Consider the following 21,031-nt stretch of genomic DNA (forward strand, 5'->3'; position numbering starts at 1 on the left):
TAGATAAAATTACTGATGGGCAAGGGCTTTATTGGAGAGATGAAAATGACCTCCGGTTGTTTGCCAACGGTTTTTATACACAATATTTTAATGGTTATAACAGTTCGTATACAACAGACTATACGCCTGTGAGGGGGTATAACTTTTCGGATGACCTGACTTTCAGTGGTCAGCAGACTAGTTTTGAAAACTCCATTCCGGATTCTAGATATTCCGTTGCCGAAGCCGGTGACTGGCTGAGCTTGTATGCCGGACCTACCTGGAATTTTTCTTGGGTGCGAAAGTCAAATATTTTCTTGGACCGTTTGGAAAACATGGCCAAACCAAATCTGACTCCGGAGCAATATAATCACTGGACAGCTGTAGCACGTTTTTTTAAAGGGTTTGAGTATTCCCGCCTTGTTTCCGTATTTGGCGATGTGCCTTATTTTGAAAAAGAAGTCGCGGCTGCCGATTTTGCTACTCAGTATAAAGACCGCGATAACCGTGGTGTGGTAATGGACCGCGTGTACGATGATTTTGTGTTTGTGTTGCAAAACATGCGCAATGATGATGGTGCCAATGTGTTGAATAAATATGTGGCTGCCTCTTTTATTTCTCGATTGATGCTGTTTGAGGGGTCTTGGCAGAAATATCACGGCCTTGATCAAGCAAGAGCAAAAAAATACTTGGAGCTAGCCCAAAACGCCGCTGAGATTGTTATGGCATCGGGAAAATTCTCGTTTTCTTCAGATTTCAAAAGCCTGTTTTCTTCGCAGGATTTGAATAGCAATAGGGAGGTTATTATGTATCGTAAGTATGATGCGTCTGTAAATGTTCTTCACGCAATAGGTTCCTACCAAAATGGTATTGAAGCGCAGGCATCGGCGCCGAACTTAAAATTGGTGAAAGAGTTTCTGTGTGTTGATGGTAAGCCATTTATGGCATCATCCATAGAGAATGCTGCAGATTTCTCGCTTGCAAGTTTAGCAAAAACCCGTGATCCTCGTTTTGAAGCATCATTTGATACCGATTTAAATACTAAAGCGTCAACATTTGTTTATGGTACAAAGTATGTTGCGCGCAATGGTTATAAAATTACAAGTGCAAATCCTGACTATTCAAAATGGAATTCTAATACAAATACTTCGGATGCACCCGTTATTCGATATGCGGAGGTGGTATTGAACTGGTTGGAGGCAAAGGAAATCCTCGCAGAATTTTTTGGTGGTGCGCCTGTAAGTCAAACAGACATAGATAAATCTATTAATGCGATCCGTAACAGGCCTTTGGATGAGACGGCTATTGCGAAAGGAGTGAAGAAAACGGCTCCACTTCAGTTGGGTGCCATTGCAAATGATCCATTGCGTGATGCAGATGTTTCATCTCTGATGTGGGAAATTCGCCGTGAACGACGAATGGAATTTGTTTTTGAATATTCACGGCTAATGGATCTAAGACGATGGAAAAAACTTAATTATATGGATTTTTCCAAAAATACCGATTATTTCACCGGTATTTGGGTTGATATTGCAAAACAAGCTCCTGATTTTTTAAAAGCTAGTTATATCGGTGTAACAAAAGTCAGAAAAACAGACGGTACTGTTGTTACATATAATGGGACTAATGCAACGGATATGGTAGGCTTCATTGTTGTGCAAAGTGCCTCAAACCGAAATGCAATTACTGATAAAAATTATCTGGCTCCTGTTGGTCAGGCTCAGATGGTGGAGTATGAACAACGAGGATATAAATTGACACAGACAAAAGGGTGGTAATTAAATAGTGCCTTTAGTCCAGGGCCCCCGCTAATACATATTAGCGGGGGCTTTTTTTTGCGTGTTTGCGGTTTGTTGCGTAAAATTTTTGTTCATTTCCGGAACTTATTACAAAAATACGCAGTTAATATTGCGTGTTTGCAACTTTTTAAGTATCTTTAAGTGATTTGTTTGCTGTATTTTGCAGTTGTTTTTGTAAAGTTATTAACCATTTAGCCGTAATAATATTAACATTCCAAGCGAAGAAATCAATACCAATTTATTTAATAACCATAAGTCATAATTTTTATTGAAATGAGAAAAGCTATTTTGTTTTCCCTGGCTGTTGGTTTATATATGCCTCATTCATTGTACGCATTCGGCCCGAATGGAAAAACGGGTGATCTAAAGGTTTCAGCCGATAGAGCAGCAGTGTCAAAAAAGAGAGCTATATATCAACAGTCTGTACATGGTACAGTAAAAGGACCAAATGGACCTTTATCTGGTGTCAGCGTGACCGTTGTAGGAACAACTCTGTCTACGAGTACGGATGCCAACGGCCATTTTAGATTATCTGTTCCTAAAGGTAGTAAGTTGCGGTTTTCAAGCGTAGGCTATCAATCACGTGAGATCGTTGTGGATGACACCGGATCGGTTGAGGTTACTCTTCTGGGTCTTAACGAATCGTTGGAAGAAGTGGTTGTGATCGGTTATGGGCAGCAAAAGAAAGCACACTTAACGGGCGCTGTTTCTTCTGTTGATGTCGAAAAAGCCATGGGGGGACGTCCAATTTCCGATGCAGGCAGGGGTTTGCAGGGGGTTGTTCCCGGTTTATCGGTCGTGGTTCCCAGCGGTGAGGTTGGTTCGGATGCTAGATTGCGCATCCGCGGTCAGGTGGGGTCTGTCAATGGTGGAAGTGATCCTTTAATTTTAGTGGATAATGTCGAGGTTCCAAGTCTAATGGTGGTCAATCCCAATGACATTGAAACGATTTCTGTGTTGAAGGATGCTGCTTCGGCGTCGATATATGGGGCGAAGGCTGCGTTTGGCGTTGTATTGATTACCACAAAAAAAGGAGCCAAAACCGATATGAACCGTGTCACCTACTCCAATAACCTTTCTTGGCAGTCTCCATTTAAAAAAATAGAACTGGCGGGAATTGAGGGGCTTGAATATACTGTTGATGCCCATGAGAATATGAAGGCGGCGGGGCCTGCCGGGGGCTTCTGGCGTGTGGATCGAAATAGCCTTGAAAAGATACGTGAGTGGCAACAGAAATATGGGGGCGTTGTTGGAAATGATGATCCTGTTGTGTACGGGCGCGATTGGATCTGGGATGGTACACAAAAGTTTGGTTATCGCATTTATGACCCTGTTGCCGCAATGGTAAAGGACAAACCCTTTTCGCATTTGCATAATCTTGGTGTTAATGGAAAATCTGGCAAAACCTCTTACAATATGAGTGTCGGGTATTTTGGTCAGCAAGGAATGATGAAACCGGCAAAACATGATGATTATAGGCGGTTAAATGCCACCTTAAATGTCTCTACAGAAATTAGCAAAGTAATCACGATGCGAGGCGGGATGATGTATTCGGATGGGACCAAGCGGTATCCTAATTCGAATAACTCTGCTGGGTTTGGAGCAGATCCCTGGCTGTACTTGTTTCGCTGGAGTAGGTTATTCCCTGTAGGAGTTCAGGAAAATGGTGAAAACTTTATAGATCCAGCTTATACGGCAGCAACTTCGACGGATGCAATTGACAATAAGAAATATTTAAATCTGAATTTGGGGACAACGCTTAATCTGACAAAAAATTGGGATATCCAAGCTGATTATTCGTACAGTACACGCAATAATGGTCTGACAACTTCGGTAGTACCTATGCGTGCAAAAACTTCCTGGTATGGCGTTGATCTATGGAAAGATGCAGACGGTAATCAGATCTTTGTTGATGAAAATGGAAATATTGTGCATGAAGGTGGTACGCCTGCTTATGAGTTCCCAATGACAGATTATGTGTTGCCAAATGCGAGCTATTATGCTCAAAGTGCCAGCAATTTCAAAAAGCATACTTTTAACGGGTTCTCGACTTATAGGTTGAATCTGACTGATGACCATCAGTTTAAATTTATGGTCGGGATGAATTTGGTTGCGAATGATTGGAATACCTTCCGTGCTCAGCGCAATGGCGTTTTTAATTATGAGAACCCGCAATTTGAGTTTGCGAACGGTGAACAATTTGCATCGGGCAGCCGAGACTGGGACTCTACCGTGGGTTTTTTTGGACGGGTAAACTATACGTTTAAAGATAAATATCTATTTGAAGCTAATTTAAGAAGAGATGCGACATCTTTGGCGTCAAAGGATATGCGATGGACCTGGTACCCTTCATTTTCTGGAGGATGGGTTTTATCGAAAGAGAAATTCATGGAGGCAGTTAATCCAGTGTTGAGCTTTGCAAAATTGCGTGCTTCTTGGGGAAGTATTGGAGACCAGAGTATCAGCAATGGTCTGTATGCGCCATTGATGCAAACTTCCCAATCTTATTGGATTGGTGGTAACGGCATGCAGGTAACTGGTATTGGGGTGCCGAGATTAGTGAAAGATGGATTGAGCTGGCAAGATATAGAGCATCTCAACGTTGGTATGGATCTGAGATTTTTTAACAATAAGTTGGGCGTGACAGCGGAGTGGTTTCAGCGAAACACCAACAGCATGATCATCAATGGAGAAGCATTGCCAGCAACATTAGGTACATCAGCTCCTTTGGGTAATTACGGCAACCTAAGAACCCGTGGGTGGGAACTAGAGTTCGATTTTAATCATCGTTTTGAAAACGGTTTAGGGATAAACATCAATGCAAATATTTCTGATGCCACGACATTTGTGACGAAAAGCGCTGACTGGAATACACCCTGGGCTGACCGTTTATTAGGTACGACTTTTTCCACCGGCCGTCGTTACGGGGACGTTTATGGATTTGTCACGGATCGCCTGTTCCAAAAAGACGACTTTGTGTATGACGAGAACGGAAAATTTGTACAAACAAATATTGTGTATAATGGGACTAGCAAACGGACTAATATGTTAGCCGGAGATAATCCTGTGTATCAGACCTATTTTGAGGATGGTAATCAGACACTTCTGGTGAGCCCCGGAGACGTCAAGTTTGTCGATGTTAATGGCGATGGTTATATCGATGCGGGCAAGAATACGAATGGAGATCCGGGAGACCGTGTTGTTGTAGGTAATATAACTCCCCGTTATCAATTTGGTTTCCGTGTAGGGGCTGATTGGAAGGGTTTCGATCTGGCGGTTTTCTTACAGGGCGTGGGGAGCCGCAAGATTTGGGGGTCGGGACAGCTGGCGATTCCAGGTTATTACGCAAAAGAAGGGGCCATGCCAAAGGCTATTGCTGAAAATTATTGGAGAGAAGACCGTACAGATGCATTTTATCCAAGGGCGTGGAACTTAAACGGTGCGGATGAAGGCTTTGTTATGCGTACACAGTCTCGTTATATGTTAAATATGGCATATCTGCGGATAAAAAATATCACATTCGGCTATACGGTCCCTAAGTCGGTTCTGGATCGGGTCAAGTTAGCAAACGCACGTATATTTATTTCTCTTGAAAACATGTTTACGTTCGATAAATTGAGAGGTTTGCCGATTGATCCGGAGGCAATTTCGGGTTACTCGATGTTAAAAGAGTCCAACTATAATTTAGGGCGTACGGGAACTTCCAATCCCACATTTAAGTCGGCTTCAATCGGTGTTCAAATAGGTTTATAATTAAGGAGGATTAAAAATGAAAATAAAAAATATAACGGCATTTGTGGTGACAGCTTTATTCCTGACAGGCTGCAATAAATTTTTGGATAGACCTCCACAAAACGCCTTGGATGATAATCAAAATGCTTGGGTAAGTGAGGAAAAAGTACGGATGTATGCCAATAAATATTATGCCGATTACTTTTATGGATTCGGTATAAAAGATAATAACGGAAGTGCACCCATTGTCGGCTTTACCAACAGCGATGATATTGTCGCTTTAGGTAATCAGCCTAACTTTACGAGAGCCGTTCCGAATTCTGGAATCTGGGATTACTCGGATATCCGGTCCCTGAATGTGATGCTCGATAGAATCGAGGATAAAATGGGCGGTATCCTTACCGCTGAAGCAAAAAATCACTGGATTGCAGTAGGTAAGTTTTTCCGTGCATTCCGTTATGCACAGCTTGTGCAGAGCTATGGCGATATTCCATATTACGAACATGAAGTAAAGGACTCGCAGGTTGATGAACTGTATAAGCCACGTACTCCCCGGAATGAGGTTATGGATCATCTGTATGAAGACTGGAAATTTATTCTGCAAAATATGCGGACCAACGACGGAGAGCAGTACTTAAATCTGTATGTAGCTGCAGGTTTTATCTCTCGTTTAGCGTTAAACGAAGCTTCCTGGCAAAAATATTATTATAAAAATCAGGAAAGGGCAAAGAAGTTTTACGAATTGGCAATCGATGCAGCTCAAGTGGATATCAACAGCGGGAAGTATGCAATTGTGACAGATTATAAGAGTCAATTTACCTCCAAAGACCTGAAGGGCAATAAAGATATGGTTATGTACCGAATTTACGATGGTGGGCTAGGAGTGACACATGCAATTGCGTCGTACTGCAATTTGCAAGAGTCTACGAACAATGGGCCGACGACGGATTTCCTGAAAGCGATGTTGTGTACCGATGGCAAGACCTGGGAAAATTCTTCCGTTGACGGAGCTAAAAAATTTGATTTAGCCAGTTTGATCAAATCCCGCGATCCAAGGTTTGAGGCAATGATTTACAGTAAGCCTAATGCCTTAAATAAGAGTTCGTTTTATTATGTAACTAAATATCTGCCTAGGGAGGTGGAAAAAGCTGTTAAGGTGAACGGTCAAGCTATGCCTGCAGAATTCACGAGTAATAAAAATGAAACAGATGCCCCTGTTTTGAGATACGCCGAAGTGTTGTTGAACTGGATCGAAGCCAAAGCAGAACTGGCCAGCTTGGGCGGAGCAGCAGTCACTCAGGACGATATCAATAAGTCTATTAACCAAATTCGGCAGCGTCCGCTGGCGCAGGAGGCGAAAGATCGTGGGGTCAAGAATTTGCCTGATCTGGAGCTCGATGCTATTCCGGCAGATCCTGCCAGGGATGCTACTGTCTCACCTTTATTGTGGGAGATCCGTCGTGAGCGACGTCTGGAATTTGCCTTTGAAACTAGCCGTTTGGCGGATTTAAGAAGATGGTCGAAATTGGAGTACATGGACAACACGCTTAATACGGATCTCATTTCCGGCGGCTGGGTCAATTTCAGTGCAGAAATGCCTGCCGAACTAGTTGCCAAGAATGTTAATATTCTTTCTGTAGTCGATGTAGCAGGAAAAGAAACCATATATAACGGTTCAAATGGCGCGCTGATGAATGGATTTTATAAGAATCAAACCAATAAGCCGCGTTTACCATTTTTGAACCAGCCTAATATCAATCCATATCTGACTCCAGTGGGACTGGTGCAGATAGATCAGTATGCGATAAAAGGATATGTGTTGGAACAAACTGAAGGATGGCCCCAGAATTAATTACTTATCAAGAATGAATAAATGAAAAGATCATATAATATTTTGGTACTAGGGCTAATTTGTGCCTTTTTACTGACATCCTTTTTTTCTTGTAAGGATGAGCTGCCTGAAGCGGCAGATTCAAGCTCGAAGTTTGTTGTGTTGAAATCTATAAAGATTGTTAACGCAGGCGAAAGCGGTTCGGATGTTGTACAAGGAACAGTAAATGAAGATACAAAAGAGGTGAATTTCCCCAGGCTATCTGTTCAGACTGATTTTCAGAATTTAAGATTTGAGGCTGAAATGTCTGATGGAGCAAAACTTGATAAAGATGCCTACTCTGTTGTGTTCGGAGAAGGGGATACGGAAAAGACAATTATTATCAAAGTCCAAAATCCACCTCGCTATAGGGAGTACATGGTTAGACTGAGATTGAATGTTCCGGTATTTGGAGCTGACTTTTCAAAAGCAAAAAAATACGACAATACGACAAATGATCTCGGGAATCCGTTATACCCTGTTTTTAAGAGTGGGGTAACGCGTGGTACGGGATTCGACGGAAAGCATGTGTTGATTGTTACGCGTGATGCTATGGGGTCGCATTTGCTAAAAGTATCTGATATTGAAAAAGGGGATGTAACTAAGCCCATCATCCTTAATATGGCTGGTGTCACAGGCGGCACATTTACCGTTAATATGGGCGGGCTCGCACACGGCCATGTATATATTGCCAATCTTTCGGGCGGGCAGACATCGCCGTTGAAAATTTATCACTGGTCGGATCCGGCGGGTACACCACAGGTGTTTGAATTCAATATCGCTGCTATTCCTGGTGCGGGAGTGCGTCATGGGGATAATTTCTCCCTAAATCTGGATGAAAAAGGAGATGGCTATATGTTCTTCGCAGATAACGCCGCTACCAAGGTGCTAAGATTAAAGGTGGCAAACTTTAATACAGTTACTGATCCCCATGTCTTTAATATCCCCATTACTGGAGCCGGTTCCTGGACCTCTTATAATCGTATCCAAAACAGTAACGAGTATATATTTACAGGGCACGATGCTCCAGTGGCCTTGGTAAGTGATGGAGGTGCGCTAACTTATGCAATGGGCAGGCTTGCTATTCCGGTTCGTAGCTCTGATGCAAGAGTGATCTACTTCAATGGTGAACGTTACCTTATTGTCACCACCGCTGCGCGTTCGGGTTCTGAGCCGACAAATTTTGCAGTTTACAATATTTCAAAAGGTACATCGGTGGCTGACGCTTTAAGAAACTTAAATGACCTGGCTCCAGCTCCGATATTCGAATATTCGTTAATGGGACCGGTGAATACCTCTCCAGCATCACAGACAGGATACTTCGTCAAAAAGGATGCTGATGGTAAAGATGAATCTCTGTTGCTGTTTTCAGCGGCAAGTGATGCCGGATTTGTAGTCTTTGAGGTGCCAAAGAAACAGCTGGATTAATTTCTTCAGGGCGGTCCTCACGGGCTGCCCTATTAAAAAACTGACCAACTATGAATAATTTTAAATCTTTTGTCCTTATGGCCATATGTGCTGTAATGGTACTGAATGCTTGTAAAAAAGGGAGCAATGATCCGATAGTGCCTGGGCCCGAGCCTAATCCTCCAGGGTCGGGGACTGCATTAAGTCTGCCAAAAAAGGAAATGCGCGCGGTATGGATTTCTACTGCATGGGGGTTGGACTGGCCGGCAGGTATATATGGAGAGATGCAGCAAAAACAGGCATATATGTCTATGCTGGACAAGTTTAAAGAATTGCGCATAAACGCTATATTTTTCCAGGTCAAGGCTATGGGAGATGCATTTTACAATTCGGCATATGAGCCATGGGCGTCCTCCATTACTGGGGTGAGGGGGAAGGATCCAGGATATGATATCCTTGCTTTTTTAATCGAGGAAGCACACAAAAGGGGAGTCGAATTTCATGCATGGATGAACCCATATCGTATTGCGACGAGAGCTGGAGTTTCATCCACTTATCCGCCGCTGCACGCCTCAGTGCCTTCGGACTGGGTGGTCAGCCATGAAAAAATACAGATTTATAATCCGGCTTTACCGGAAGTAAGGAGCCGGCTGGTGAATATTGTCAAGGATCTGATCAGTAAATATGATGTAGACGGCGTCCATTTTGATGACTATTTTTATCCGGATCCTGCTAGTGCAGGTCAGATGACTTCTGATCAACCTGATTACCTAAAGTATGGACAGGGCTATACAAGTATTGAAGCGTTTAGGCGTGCCAATGTGGATAAGGCAATACAGGATGTGCATGACGCTATTGTATCAACCAGACCGTCCGTTGTGTTTTCTGTGTCTCCCGCTGCCAACAAAGATTACAACTATAACACGCTGTATGCCGATGTCGCTAAATGGTGTCAAGAAGGCTGGCTGGATCTCCTGATTCCGCAACTTTATCAGGAAATCGGAAATAAATCGAACGATTTTCAGACGAATCTTTCGATATGGTCACAATATAACTTTTCGGCGGCGCTCGTGATCGGACATGCAATTTACAAGTTTGGTGACGCTACTCAGGCTCCAGCGTTTCAGTCCGCTGCTGAGCTGGAAAAGCAGTTTGATTTAACGAAAAAGAACAAGAAGGCTGTTGGTAGCGCTTTGTATAGTGCCAAATATATCATGGGAAACAAAGTCGGTATCACAGATAAATTGGCCGGTCTTTATAAGGCTCCGGCCGTAATGCCTTTTATGGGAAGGTCGACATTGCCGGCGCCGCCCTCTGTGACCAATTTAAAAGTTGCTGGAGGTAAGTTGTCATGGGGGAAATCGGAAGGAACAAGAGCCGTCGTCTATTATTTCACGGATTTAAAAGTGGAAGGCAGTGTGCTCGCTGTAACGGATGCTAGCGAGTTTCCAATATCACAAAAAGGATATTACTGTGTGTCGTTAATCAATGAAGATAATAAAGAGGGTGAGGTTTCAAAGCCAGTCAAGTTTTGATCTTTGGAAGGTGCCTGACGCTCTATGTTATTATTGTATTATTTAGGTTACGAAAATGCGTATTTATGCGTGTTTAGTTTGGTTTAGCGGATAATATCTCTATCTTTAAGCATGAAATCTAAATTATTGCCTCTGTTTATTGCATTATTATGCATTTTCAATATTGCTGTTGCGCAGACTTTTAAATTTGCTCATGTCACCGATACTCATGTTGGCGGAGCAACAGGTGAGGAAGATTTGCGACGTACTGTAAAAGACCTGAATACGTTGAAAGATGTCGATTTCGTTATACTTTCCGGAGATATTACAGAGTTTGGCGCTGATCATGAGCTTAAACTGGCCAAACGTATTTTGGACAGCCTGCAGCTGCCCTGGTATGTGATCCCCGGTAACCACGATGGTAATTGGTCGGAAAACGGCGCGAATACGTTCCGCACGGTGTTTGGTGGCGAAACATTCTTTTTCAAACATAAAGGATACGAGTTTATCGGCACCAATTCAGGGCCGAATATGCGGATGAGCCCGGGGCAGATTCCACGTGAAAATCTGGTGTGGATGGATTCCATCTTTGCGGCAAACCCTGACAGGCAGATACCACTGATTTACATCAATCACTACCCACAGGACTCTTCGCTGAATAACTGGTTTGACGCATTAAAACGTGTGAAGACGCGCAACGTGCAACTGGCACTCTGCGGTCATGGGCATATAAACAAAGCCTATGATTGGGAGGGGATACCGGGTGTGATGGGGCGCTCCAATCTGCGCGCCAATAAAGAAATAGGCGGTTATAATATTGTGACGATCGGTGACGGTCAGGCGGTGTACCGGGAGCGGACACCCGGGGTGGGAACTCAGCAAACACCCTGGTTGACAGTGCCACTCGTTGATCATCGTTTTGCGAATGAAACCAAGCTTTACCCAAGGCCGAGTTATGCCGTAAACGCTAAATATGCGGATAGGGTTCGGGTCAACTGGACATTTGAGGATGCGAGCGATATCGGTGCAGGGTTGACGGTCTATCAGAACAAGGTGCTTAGCTCCAACACGGCAGGTGATATTTTTGCGCTAGACCTCAAAACAGGGAAGAAGTTATGGTCATTTCGCACGGGTGGAAAGGTCTATTCTACACCGGCTGTCTGGAAGGATGTAGTCGTCGCGGGATCATCTGATCACAACATCTACGCCATAAACGCACAGAACGGCAGTCTCCTTTGGAAGGTAGCCACGGATAAAGCGGTATTAGGCTCGCCGTTGATCCATGACGGTACTGCTTTCATCGGCGGTTCGGACGGTAAATTCAGAGCGCTCGATGTGAAAACTGGAGCAATCAAGTGGACTTTTGATCAGGTGAAGGGGTTTGTCTCCACATTGCCGACCTATTACTTGGGGAATATCATCTTCGGCTCGTGGGGAAATGGCTTTTATGCCCTGGATGCAGAAACAGGGGCGCTGTCCTGGGAGTGGAACAATGGGCATGCCAACCGCATGTTCTCCGCTGCTGCCTGTAATCCTGTCGGCGTAAACAACCGTATTTTTGTTGTGGCACCTGACCGTTTTATGACGGCACTGGATGCAAAAAACGGCACCGTAATATGGCGGGAAAAGAAAGATACGATCCGTGTGCGTGAGTCTATGGGCCTCGCCGCCAATGGTAAATATATCTATGTAAAAACGATGGATGGCGACTTGCTGGGCATTTCTTCTTCTGGGGAGAAAATGAATGTGGCCTGGGCCTCGAAACTGAAGCTGCCTTATGAATTGACGCCTTCAGCAATAAAAACAAATCGCAAGCTGGTATTCGTGCCGAGTCATTCGGGTTTGCTGTCTGCAGTAGACGCAAAAACAGGCGATGTTGCCTGGCAATATAAAATTTCAAACGGCATGGTTAACCCTGTGGCAACAAAAGGCAATAATCAGGTCATAGCAAGCACGATGGATGGAAAAATAGTGTCTTTAAGCTTTTAAATGATTGTTAGAATCGATTTTGTTAAAAATAAATGCCTTGTTATGATAAAAAGATGTCTAAACTTCTTAAATTTACGTCAAGCTTTTTTGCTTGTTTTTGCGTGTTTTGTTTGTAAATTTGCGCAAGCACAGCAAAACGCTTGGATTCGAATAAACCAATTAGGCTATACCCCCGCCGGTAAAAAGGTGGCGGTATGGGGCGGGAAATCAATCAGGCAGCTTCGTTCTTTTGAAGTTAAGGCGGCAAATACAGGTAAAACAGTGTATGTCCATTCCGTTGGGAAAGATTATGGTGCGTACGGACCGTTTGTCCAAAGTTTTCGTTTTGATTTTTCTGTCGTACGGGATACGGGAAGCTTTTATATTGAGGCAGATGGCGTGAGGTCACCTGCTTTCCGGATTGCAAAGGACGTTTATAAGGGCGCTGCCGATTTTGTGCTGCGTTATATGCGGCAACAGCGAACCTTATTCAATCCCTTTTTAAAGGACAGTTGCCATACGCATGATGGATTTACCTTATATGCTGGCAAGGCGGGTATCGTGGATAGCACGCGTATCGATGCCGGCGGTGGCTGGCATGATGCTTCTGACTATCTGCAGTATGCGACAACCTCGGCGAATGCGACGTTTCATCTTCTGGCAGCTTATCGCGATTTCCCACAGGTATTTGGGGATCATAAACAGGCAAATGGGCTCGAGGGCAGCAATGGCCGGGCTGATGTGCTGGATGAAGCGAAATGGGGGTTGGACTGGTTGCTGAAAATGCATCCTAAAGCAGATCAGATGTATAATCAGATAGCTGATGACCGCGATCATGCGAGTATGCGTATGCCTAAGGAGGATCCGTATTACGGTCGCGGCTTTGAACGGCCAGTCTATTTTATTGATGGCGAGCCGCAACAGCGTGGTAAGTTTATGAACAATACGACCGGGACGAGTTCGACGGCAGGTAAATTTAGCAGTGCTTTCCGGCTGGGCTCGGTTCTATTTAGAAAAGATGACAGGACATATGCAAAGCTGCTGTCCGAGAAAGCCGAAACCGCTTATGCTTATGCAAACATCAAGCCCGGCGTGACACAGACAGTTTCTGTTAAATCTCCTTATATCTATGCGGAGGATAACTGGGTAGATGATATGCAGCTTGCTGCAGCAATGGGCTTTGCTGTGACGGGAAAAGGAAAATTTGCCCAGGAAGCCATGCAGTATGCAAGGCAGGAAAAAATTACGCCATGGATGATATCGGATACTGCGGCACATTATCAATGGTATCCCTTTATCAACTTGGGGCATTATGAATTAGCTAAACGTTTAAAAGGGCAAAATCGCGAGGAGATTGTCTCTTACTATAAGCAGGGCATTGAAGAGGTCAATAAACGGGCAGAGCAGAATGCATTTTTGAGGGGAGTTCCTTTTATCTGGTGCAGCAATAATCTGACAGTTTCCTTTGCGATGCAATGTCTCTGGTATAAGGAATTGACAGGTGATGGTCGCTTTGATGAACTGGAGCAGGCCAACTTTGACTGGATCTTCGGTACTAACCCCTGGGGCACGAGCATGGTGTATGGCCTGCCATCCTGGGGAGATACGCCTGTCGATCCACATTCGGCCTTTACGTATCTGGGTAAGCATCCTATCGATGGCGGATTGGTGGACGGCCCGATTATGGCTTCCACCTACCGGAATCTGATCGGGATCAAGCTCAATAATCCGGATAGTTATGCCGATTTTCAGAGCGATCTGGCGGTGTACCACGATGATTATGGAGACTATAGTACCAACGAGCCGACGATGGACGGAACGGCGTCATTGATCTATCTGCTTGCTGCAAAGGAAGGACGGGCTTTGGAGGAGCCTGCTGGAAAAAAGTAGTTCACGATGTATTCGGTGCCATCGTCCGTGGTGACTCCACACAGAAAAAAGTGGCGTTGTTTTTTACGGGCCATGACCTGTCCGAAGGAGCACCGGCTGTGCTGAATAGCTTGAAGAAGCATCGCGTCAATGGCAATTTTTTCCTGACCGGTGACTATCTGCGTAATCCGGGCTTTCGTCCCTATGTCCGCGAAATGCTGAAGGCAGGCCATTTTCTGTCAGGGCATTCGGACCGGCACCTTTTGGTGAGCGACTGGCTAACCCGGGGTGAGCTGCTGGTCACGCGTGATTCTTTTGTCAGGGATCTAAAAGCGAATCTGGAGGCATTGACCCCTTTTGGGATCGACACAAGTAAGTTAGCTTACTATGTCCCTAGCTATGAATGGTACACTAGCGAAACTGTCGAATGGGCCAAACAGCTGGGCCTAAATTCCGTCAATTACACGCCGGGCGTACGGACAGCAGCTGATTATACGTATCCGGAGATGGGAAAGCGGTATCTGTCGTCCCAGGCTATTTTGCAGAGCCTCTGGGCATATGAAAGAAAATTTGGACTGAATGGTTTCCTATTATTGATCCATATGGGTACAGACAGCCAAAGAAAAGATAAGTTATATCATCATCTGGATGATATTATTGTGGAGTTGAAACAGCGGGGATATCAGATAGTGGATATACCTCAATTATTGAAATAGAGAATTACAATATATATTAAGAATGGTTAATACAACGGAGAAAGATTCGAATTATCAGGATTTGGACAAGATGTCTGTACATGAATTATTGACTAATATCAATAATGAGGATAAATCTGTGCCTCTGGCGGTTGAGCAGGCAATCCCTCAAATCGAAGCCTTGGTCAAAGTGACTGTGGAGCGAATGAAGGCTGGTGGTCGAACTTTCTATATCGGTGCCGGTACGAGCGGTCGGCTCGGGGTGTTGGATGCGTCTGAATTGCCTCCGACTTATGGCGTGCCATTTGAATGGATTATCGGGCTGATTGCCGGTGGCGATACTGCAATTCGCAAAGCTGTGGAATTTGCGGAAGACGATCTGGAGCAGGCCTGGAAAGATATGGAAGCGTACGATATTGACGAGAACGATGTGGTGATCGGCATCGCTGCTTCCGGAACAACGCCTTATGTGATCGGCGGGCTGAAGATGGCGAATGAAAAAGGTCTCGTAACAGGCTGTATCGTGTGCAACAGCGGTTCACCGATTGCTGAAATTGCACAGTATCCTATCGAAGTCATTGTAGGACCTGAGTTTGTGACCGGATCGACACGTATGAAGTCCGGTACGGCACAAAAGCTCGTATTAAATATGTTCAGTACTGCTGTGATGATTCAGCTTGGCCGTGTAAAAGGCAATAAGATGGTGGATATGCAGTTGTCAAATCACAAACTGGTGGGACGTGGCGTACGTATCATCATGGATCAGACCGGGGCTACGGAAGAGGATGCAGCAGCACTGCTGGAACAATTTGGTAACGTTAGACAGGCCATCGAAGCGTATCAGGCCACACATTAATGTATGACCCATAAAAGATAATCACCTATTAAAAACAAACTATGTCACCAGTCATATTATTGTCCTTTATTATCATCTATTTTGCGGTCCTGCTTGCGGTAGCGCATTTTACATCTAAGGGGTCTGCGGACAACTCCACCTTCTTTGTCGCCAATCGAAATTCGAAATGGTATATGGTCGCCTTCGGGATGATCGGTACTGCATTGTCTGGCGTGACCTTTATTTCTGTGCCCGGAGCCGTCGGTGCATCAGAATTTAGCTATTTTCAGTTTGTCCTGGGCAACGCTGTGGGCTTTGTGATTATTGCCTACGTGCTGCTGCCTCTTTATTACCGGATGAACCTGACATCGATTTATACTTATCTGGAGGAACGCTTCGGACATACCACTTATAAAACCGGCGCAGCCATTTTTCTGGTGTCCCGGACCATTGGCTCCGCTTTCCGCTTGTATTTGGTGGCTATCGTTCTCCAGCATTTTATCTTCGACGCCTGGAATGTGCCTTTCGCCATCACGGTAGTAATCTGCCTTGTGCTGATCTGGATGTATACCAATAAGGGGGGGCTGAAGACGATTATCGTAACGGACACCTTACAGACAACTTTTTTGGTTACCGCTGTCATACTTTCGATTTATTTTATGGCCAAAGGGCTGGATTTCGGAATCGTAGATACTTTTGAAGCTGTAAAAGAGAGCAGTTATTCCAAAATCTTTTTCTGGGACGATTTTGTAGGGAGTAAAGCGAACTTTTGGAAACAGTTTTTGGGCGGTATTTTTGTCACGATAGCGATGACAGGCCTGGATCAGGACCTGATGCAAAAGAATCTATCCATGGGTACTATCAAAGAGGCGCAAAAAAACATGATCACTTTCACCAGCGTGTTTGTGGTGATCAATATTTTCTTTTTGGCTGTAGGTGCCCTGCTCTACATTTACGCTGCAAAAAACGGCATAGACGTGTCCAAATTGGCCACCCGTGACTATTTATATCCCGAAATAGCGCTGAATCATCTGGCCATTGTGCCAGCAATCATTTTTATGATGGGTTTGACAGCGGCTACTTTTGCGACAACAGACAGTGCGCTGACCGCGCTGACAACATCTTTCTGTGTCGATTTTTTGAACTTCAATAAGAAGGAAAATCCGAATGATCCCGCGCTGGTAAAAAGACGGAATTATGTGCATTTCGGATTCTCTATCGTTATGCTGCTGGTGATTCTTGTATTTAAGCTGATCAATGATGATTCGGTCGTTAACGCGATATTTACAGCTGCCAGCTATACCTATGGCCCGCTGCTAGGCCTGTTTGTTTTTGGTATCTTCACCAGATATGCCGTGCGCGACAAGGCTGTGCCCTATATCTGTGTGCTGTCACCGACAGTGCTATATCTGTTAAAGACTTACGTGATAGAAGTTTATACGCCTTATGTGATCGGTTTGGATCTGATCATCATCAATGGTTTGATCACCTTCCTGATGCTTTTGCTCAGTTCTCCCGGAAAGGCGTCTGAAAAAGCGCTTTCCCATAACTAAGGCTTATTTTTGATTTGTACGTACAGAAAAATTAAGTTAAGTTTGATAGACTTAGTTTTTTTGTACGTATGTATCATAGCATAAATGAGACTACGGAGTTTATCCGTAGAAGAATTGGAGACTTCACTCCAGAATTCGGTATCATCCTCGGTACCGGTTTAGGTAAGTTGGTTGATGAGATTGAAGTCGAATACCAGCTCATGTATTCCAATATTCCCAATTTTCCAATTTCCACTGTAGAATTCCATTCGGGCAAGTTGATTTTTGGTAAGCTAAGCGGGCGGAATGTTGTCGCCATGCAGGGGCGTCTGCATTTCTATGAGGGCTATGATATGCAGCAGATCACTTTTCCGATCCGTATCATGAAGGTTTTGGGGGTGCAGAAACTATTTGTATCCAATGCTGCCGGCTCATTGAATCCAGAGGTAAAAAAGGGGGATCTTGGGATTATTGAAGATCATATTAATCTGCTGCCGGATAATCCGCTGCGTGGGCAGAATCTCGCAGAGTTTGGCCCCCGTTTTCCGGATATGAGCGAACCCTATAACCGCCTTATGATCCAGCAGGCTCTCGAAATTGCGTCGGCGCATGATATTTCAGCACACCGTGTGGTCTATGTATCCTCTCCGGGACCAAATCTGGAAACTCGGGCTGAGTACCGTTACATGCGGCTCATCGGCGGTGATGTGGTCGGTATGAGCACCGTGCCGGAGGTCATCGTCGCCAATCATATGTCCATTCCGGTGTTCGCGATTTCTGTTGTTACCGATGAAGGTTTTCACGATGAACTGAAACCGGTCTCCCTGCAGGAAATTGTGCAGGTGGCGGAGAAAGCGGAACCAAAGATGACATTAATTTTGAAAGAATTGATAGCTTTGCAGTAATTTAGACTATAGATAATTTTAGATGAAGTTGATCGTACGCGTATTAGCCGCACTGTGTGTCTTCCTTGTTTGTTCTATGGATGCTGTTGCCCAGAGCAACGATGAATGGAGCAGCGCACTGGACTCTGCCCGGGCCAGGGAGGACGGGAAAAAAGATTCGGTGATCCTGTCCGCAAAATATATCCGGTATGCGACATTGGATATGCTGAAGAAGGGTACCTATACGCGGCAGATCGATACTTCGCATCGCAATTATCAATACTATAATCCACAGAATTTGCCCTGGAATCCCAGTGTCAATCTTGGGGCGTACGGGCTGGCCACGCGGGACCTATTATTCCAGCCCAAAAAAACGATCGGGTTCCAGTCTGGGTTTACCGCTTTGGAACGGTACCTGTTAAATCCGGATTCGGTGCAGTACTTCCGCGCCCGGGCGCGGTATTCCGAGCTTTCTGCTGTGGGTTTCTTTTTTGATGATCAAGTGTTCCGGGCGCGGGTGGCGCAAAATATAAATCCACAGTGGAATATGAACGTTGACTTCCATTCCACCAAAACGGATGGCTTCTATCTGATGCAGAATTACTCGGATATGAAGGCTTCTGTGGCTTCCTGGTACGAGTCGAAAAATAACCGATATAACCTGTTGATCAATGCTGTATTCAACCGGCTGGATGCTATGGAAAATGGATCCATTACCGAAGATAAGCCCTTTGCGCCGGAAAACCGGCAGACTCCGGACCGCTTTATTCCTAAATTTAATGATCCCGGTAAAATAAACATTCCGCGATCCAAATGGTGGGACAATTCGCTATTCCTAAGACAGTCGCTGTATGTCGGGCGTATGGATACCGTCGATAAAGGCAAACCGACCATGCAGCTCTATCCGACCAACAGTATGGCGCATAATACCCGTATCCGAAAACAGACCTACAACTTTTTTAAAAATATGGACGATGGAAATGCAGCCTTGCCATATAATAATAAAGCATTGACCCTCAATAACGATAAGACAACGATTACCAATATATCCAACGAATTTGAATATAACTTTTTCCTGCGGGGCAAATCCATCTTTAAAAATGAGGCGAAGCTGAATCTGGCCTTCCAGCATGATATGAATTGGGTAGAGCAGAGCCAGATAGACTCACTGCGCTATTACACTAACCGTGCTGCATACCCAGAACCGCATAAAAAGCTGCCGGATAGCACAGTATTTGACAAATTCTACCAGAATGGTATGGTAAAAGGTGAGCTGGGCTATAAATTTTCGGACCGGCTCGATTTCAGTCTGAGAGCCAATCAGATCGTCTTTGGGCATAATATCGGCGATTTTCTCTATGAGGCGAAAGCCGATGTCTCGATGGGCGATAAAATCGGTAAGGTGACATTGGGCGCTTACTCGCAGAACAAATCACCTGAAATGGTGTATAATAATCTGAATTATACCTACGGACAATGGAACGATCTGGATCTGAAGAAAATCAAAATTCAGAATTTATCCTTCCAGTACAGCAACCCCATGCTCGGCTTCAGAGGAAAAGTGGAGTACTTTCTGATGAATAATTATACGTACTTTGAAGAACTTCCGAATGCGCAGAACGATCCAAAAAAAGATAAATGGATCATTCCGGCACAATTGGATAACGCCAATCTGCTCAAAGTGACCGTGGGGCAAAAGTTTAAGTTCAGGCATTTTACTTTCGATAACTTAGTCGTATACCAAAAGACCGACCAGCAAAAAATCCTCGCTATCCCCGAACTCTATACCTGGCATAGCCTCTATTATAGTAACCTATTTTTCAAGGTGATTGACTATAGTATCGGGGTTGACGCGAAATTTAATACACCTTACGCCAATCCCAATTACTCCATGGGGACAGGACAGTTTTATAATGCCTATCAGCAGATCGAGTTTTCGACTTACCCCATTATGGATTTGTGGGTAACGGCCAACATACAACGTGTTAATATGTTTTTGAGTTATAACTTCCTGAATCAGAATTTTTATCCGCGTGGATATTATACGGTCAGACGCTATCCCATGAATCCGGCCAACTTCAGATTTGGTGTTTCGTGGAAGTTCTATGACTAATTTCCATTAAAATTATATGCGTGTTTTTTAGCTTGTTGTGCTCTTTGGCGTGGAAAATCTTCTAAAATAATTTTGAGAATAGAATTTTTAAGCTATATTTGCACACGCAATTAGGGAACGGCGTTCTTTAAAAAAGTATGGAGGCTTAGCTCAGCTGGTTCAGAGCATCTGCCTTACAAGCAGAGGGTCACTGGTTCGAATCCAGTAGCCTCCACCATACAAAGTCGGAGAATTAGCTCAGCTGGTTCAGAGCATCTGCCTTACAAGCAGAGGGTCACTGGTTCGAATCCAGTATTCTCCACCATTCCAAAACGGAGGCTTAGCTCAGCTGGTTCAGAGCATCTGCCTTACAAGCAGAGGGTCACTGGTTCGAATCCAGTAGCCTCCACATAAAGCACACAACGGGTGCTTTTTTTTTCGTTAGGGGATTTAGCTCAGCTGGTTTAGAGCACTACCTCGACAAGGTAGGGGTCACTGGTTCGAACCCAGTAATCCCCACAAGACAAAAAGCGTTCCTAAGAACGCTTTTTTTGTTTTCAGGTGCCTTATTTTTATTCGTGTTTACCGGACAGCTCTTCCGGGATCAAGCTGAATTCTTGGGGGAATGTTAAAAATTTGTTAGTTTAGCATCTTTAATACAGATATCCCTTGCAAGAAGCCGAACGTAAATTACTATCCCTATTGATGCCCGAAGGGCTTTTGGAATACTTCCAGATTTTAGAAGTCGATCAGGTCGACAATCAACTCCATATTTATTTAGATGAACTTAATATTGCTCCGAGAGGCTATGAGAACAGCAAGTTGGAGTCAAAGGGTTTTATGGGATCAAGCTGA

At 44.4% G+C, this 21,031-nt stretch carries 13 protein-coding genes and 4 tRNA genes; all 17 read left to right on the top strand.

Annotated features, from left to right (window positions below; genetic code table 11):
• Nucleotides 1–314 precede the first annotated feature (314 nt).
• The 17 genes from FGL37_RS09120 (at nt 315) to FGL37_RS09195 (ending at nt 21,031) form a co-directional block, all read left to right on the top strand.
• Complete coding sequence (locus tag FGL37_RS09120) at nt 315–1,757, top strand: RagB/SusD family nutrient uptake outer membrane protein (protein WP_512700709.1); 1,443 nt, start codon at nt 315–317, stop codon at nt 1,755–1,757.
• A gap of 294 nt (nt 1,758–2,051) precedes the next feature.
• Nucleotides 2,052–5,531, top strand: coding sequence for a SusC/RagA family TonB-linked outer membrane protein (locus FGL37_RS09125; protein ID WP_037534288.1), 3,480 nt, complete (start codon nt 2,052–2,054; stop codon nt 5,529–5,531).
• A 16-nt stretch (nt 5,532–5,547) separates the two neighbouring features.
• Nucleotides 5,548–7,362, top strand: a complete 1,815-nt coding sequence (locus tag FGL37_RS09130; RefSeq protein WP_028071793.1) for a RagB/SusD family nutrient uptake outer membrane protein — start codon at nt 5,548–5,550, stop codon at nt 7,360–7,362.
• A gap of 21 nt (nt 7,363–7,383) precedes the next feature.
• Nucleotides 7,384–8,808, top strand: coding sequence for a DUF4623 domain-containing protein (locus tag FGL37_RS09135; RefSeq protein WP_028071794.1), 1,425 nt, complete (start codon nt 7,384–7,386; stop codon nt 8,806–8,808).
• A 50-nt stretch (nt 8,809–8,858) separates the two neighbouring features.
• Complete coding sequence (locus FGL37_RS09140; protein WP_028071795.1) at nt 8,859–10,322, top strand: glycoside hydrolase family 10-like protein; 1,464 nt, start codon at nt 8,859–8,861, stop codon at nt 10,320–10,322.
• Between the two features lie 111 nt (nt 10,323–10,433).
• Complete coding sequence (locus tag FGL37_RS09145; RefSeq protein WP_028071796.1) at nt 10,434–12,290, top strand: outer membrane protein assembly factor BamB family protein; 1,857 nt, start codon at nt 10,434–10,436, stop codon at nt 12,288–12,290.
• Between the two features lie 42 nt (nt 12,291–12,332).
• Nucleotides 12,333–14,159: a glycoside hydrolase family 9 protein gene (locus tag FGL37_RS09150; RefSeq protein ID WP_232048663.1), complete on the top strand. Its 1,827-nt coding sequence runs from the start codon at nt 12,333–12,335 to the stop codon at nt 14,157–14,159.
• Nucleotides 14,160–14,209: 50 nt separating this feature from the next.
• On the top strand, nt 14,210–14,854 hold the full coding sequence (locus FGL37_RS25725; protein WP_051607283.1) for a polysaccharide deacetylase family protein: 645 nt from the start codon (nt 14,210–14,212) through the stop codon (nt 14,852–14,854).
• A 13-nt stretch (nt 14,855–14,867) separates the two neighbouring features.
• A complete protein-coding gene (murQ, locus tag FGL37_RS09155) occupies nt 14,868–15,689 on the top strand; it encodes an N-acetylmuramic acid 6-phosphate etherase (protein WP_317132254.1) in 822 nt (273 codons plus the stop codon).
• 41 nt (nt 15,690–15,730) lie between these two features.
• Nucleotides 15,731–17,221 (top strand): sodium:solute symporter, encoded by a 1,491-nt coding sequence (locus FGL37_RS09160; RefSeq protein WP_028071798.1) that lies wholly within the window; start codon nt 15,731–15,733, stop codon nt 17,219–17,221.
• 68 nt (nt 17,222–17,289) lie between these two features.
• The gene (locus FGL37_RS09165) at nt 17,290–18,105 is read left to right on the top strand and encodes a purine-nucleoside phosphorylase (protein WP_028071799.1); all 816 of its coding nucleotides are present in this window, start codon (nt 17,290–17,292) and stop codon (nt 18,103–18,105) included.
• A gap of 22 nt (nt 18,106–18,127) precedes the next feature.
• Nucleotides 18,128–20,197 (top strand): putative porin, encoded by a 2,070-nt coding sequence (locus FGL37_RS09170; RefSeq protein ID WP_028071800.1) that lies wholly within the window; start codon nt 18,128–18,130, stop codon nt 20,195–20,197.
• Nucleotides 20,198–20,336: 139 nt separating this feature from the next.
• Nucleotides 20,337–20,414: transfer RNA gene (locus tag FGL37_RS09175), tRNA-Val, on the top strand.
• 9 nt (nt 20,415–20,423) lie between these two features.
• Nucleotides 20,424–20,501 (top strand) — tRNA-Val (locus FGL37_RS09180).
• 9 nt (nt 20,502–20,510) lie between these two features.
• Nucleotides 20,511–20,585 (top strand) — tRNA-Val (locus FGL37_RS09185).
• A 35-nt stretch (nt 20,586–20,620) separates the two neighbouring features.
• Nucleotides 20,621–20,695 (top strand) — tRNA-Val (locus FGL37_RS09190).
• 150 nt (nt 20,696–20,845) lie between these two features.
• Nucleotides 20,846–21,031, top strand: coding sequence for a hypothetical protein (locus FGL37_RS09195; protein ID WP_028071801.1), 186 nt, complete (start codon nt 20,846–20,848; stop codon nt 21,029–21,031).

The sequence above is a fragment of the Sphingobacterium thalpophilum genome, from assembly GCF_901482695.1.
Taxonomy (GTDB): Bacteria; Bacteroidota; Bacteroidia; order Sphingobacteriales; family Sphingobacteriaceae; genus Sphingobacterium; species Sphingobacterium thalpophilum.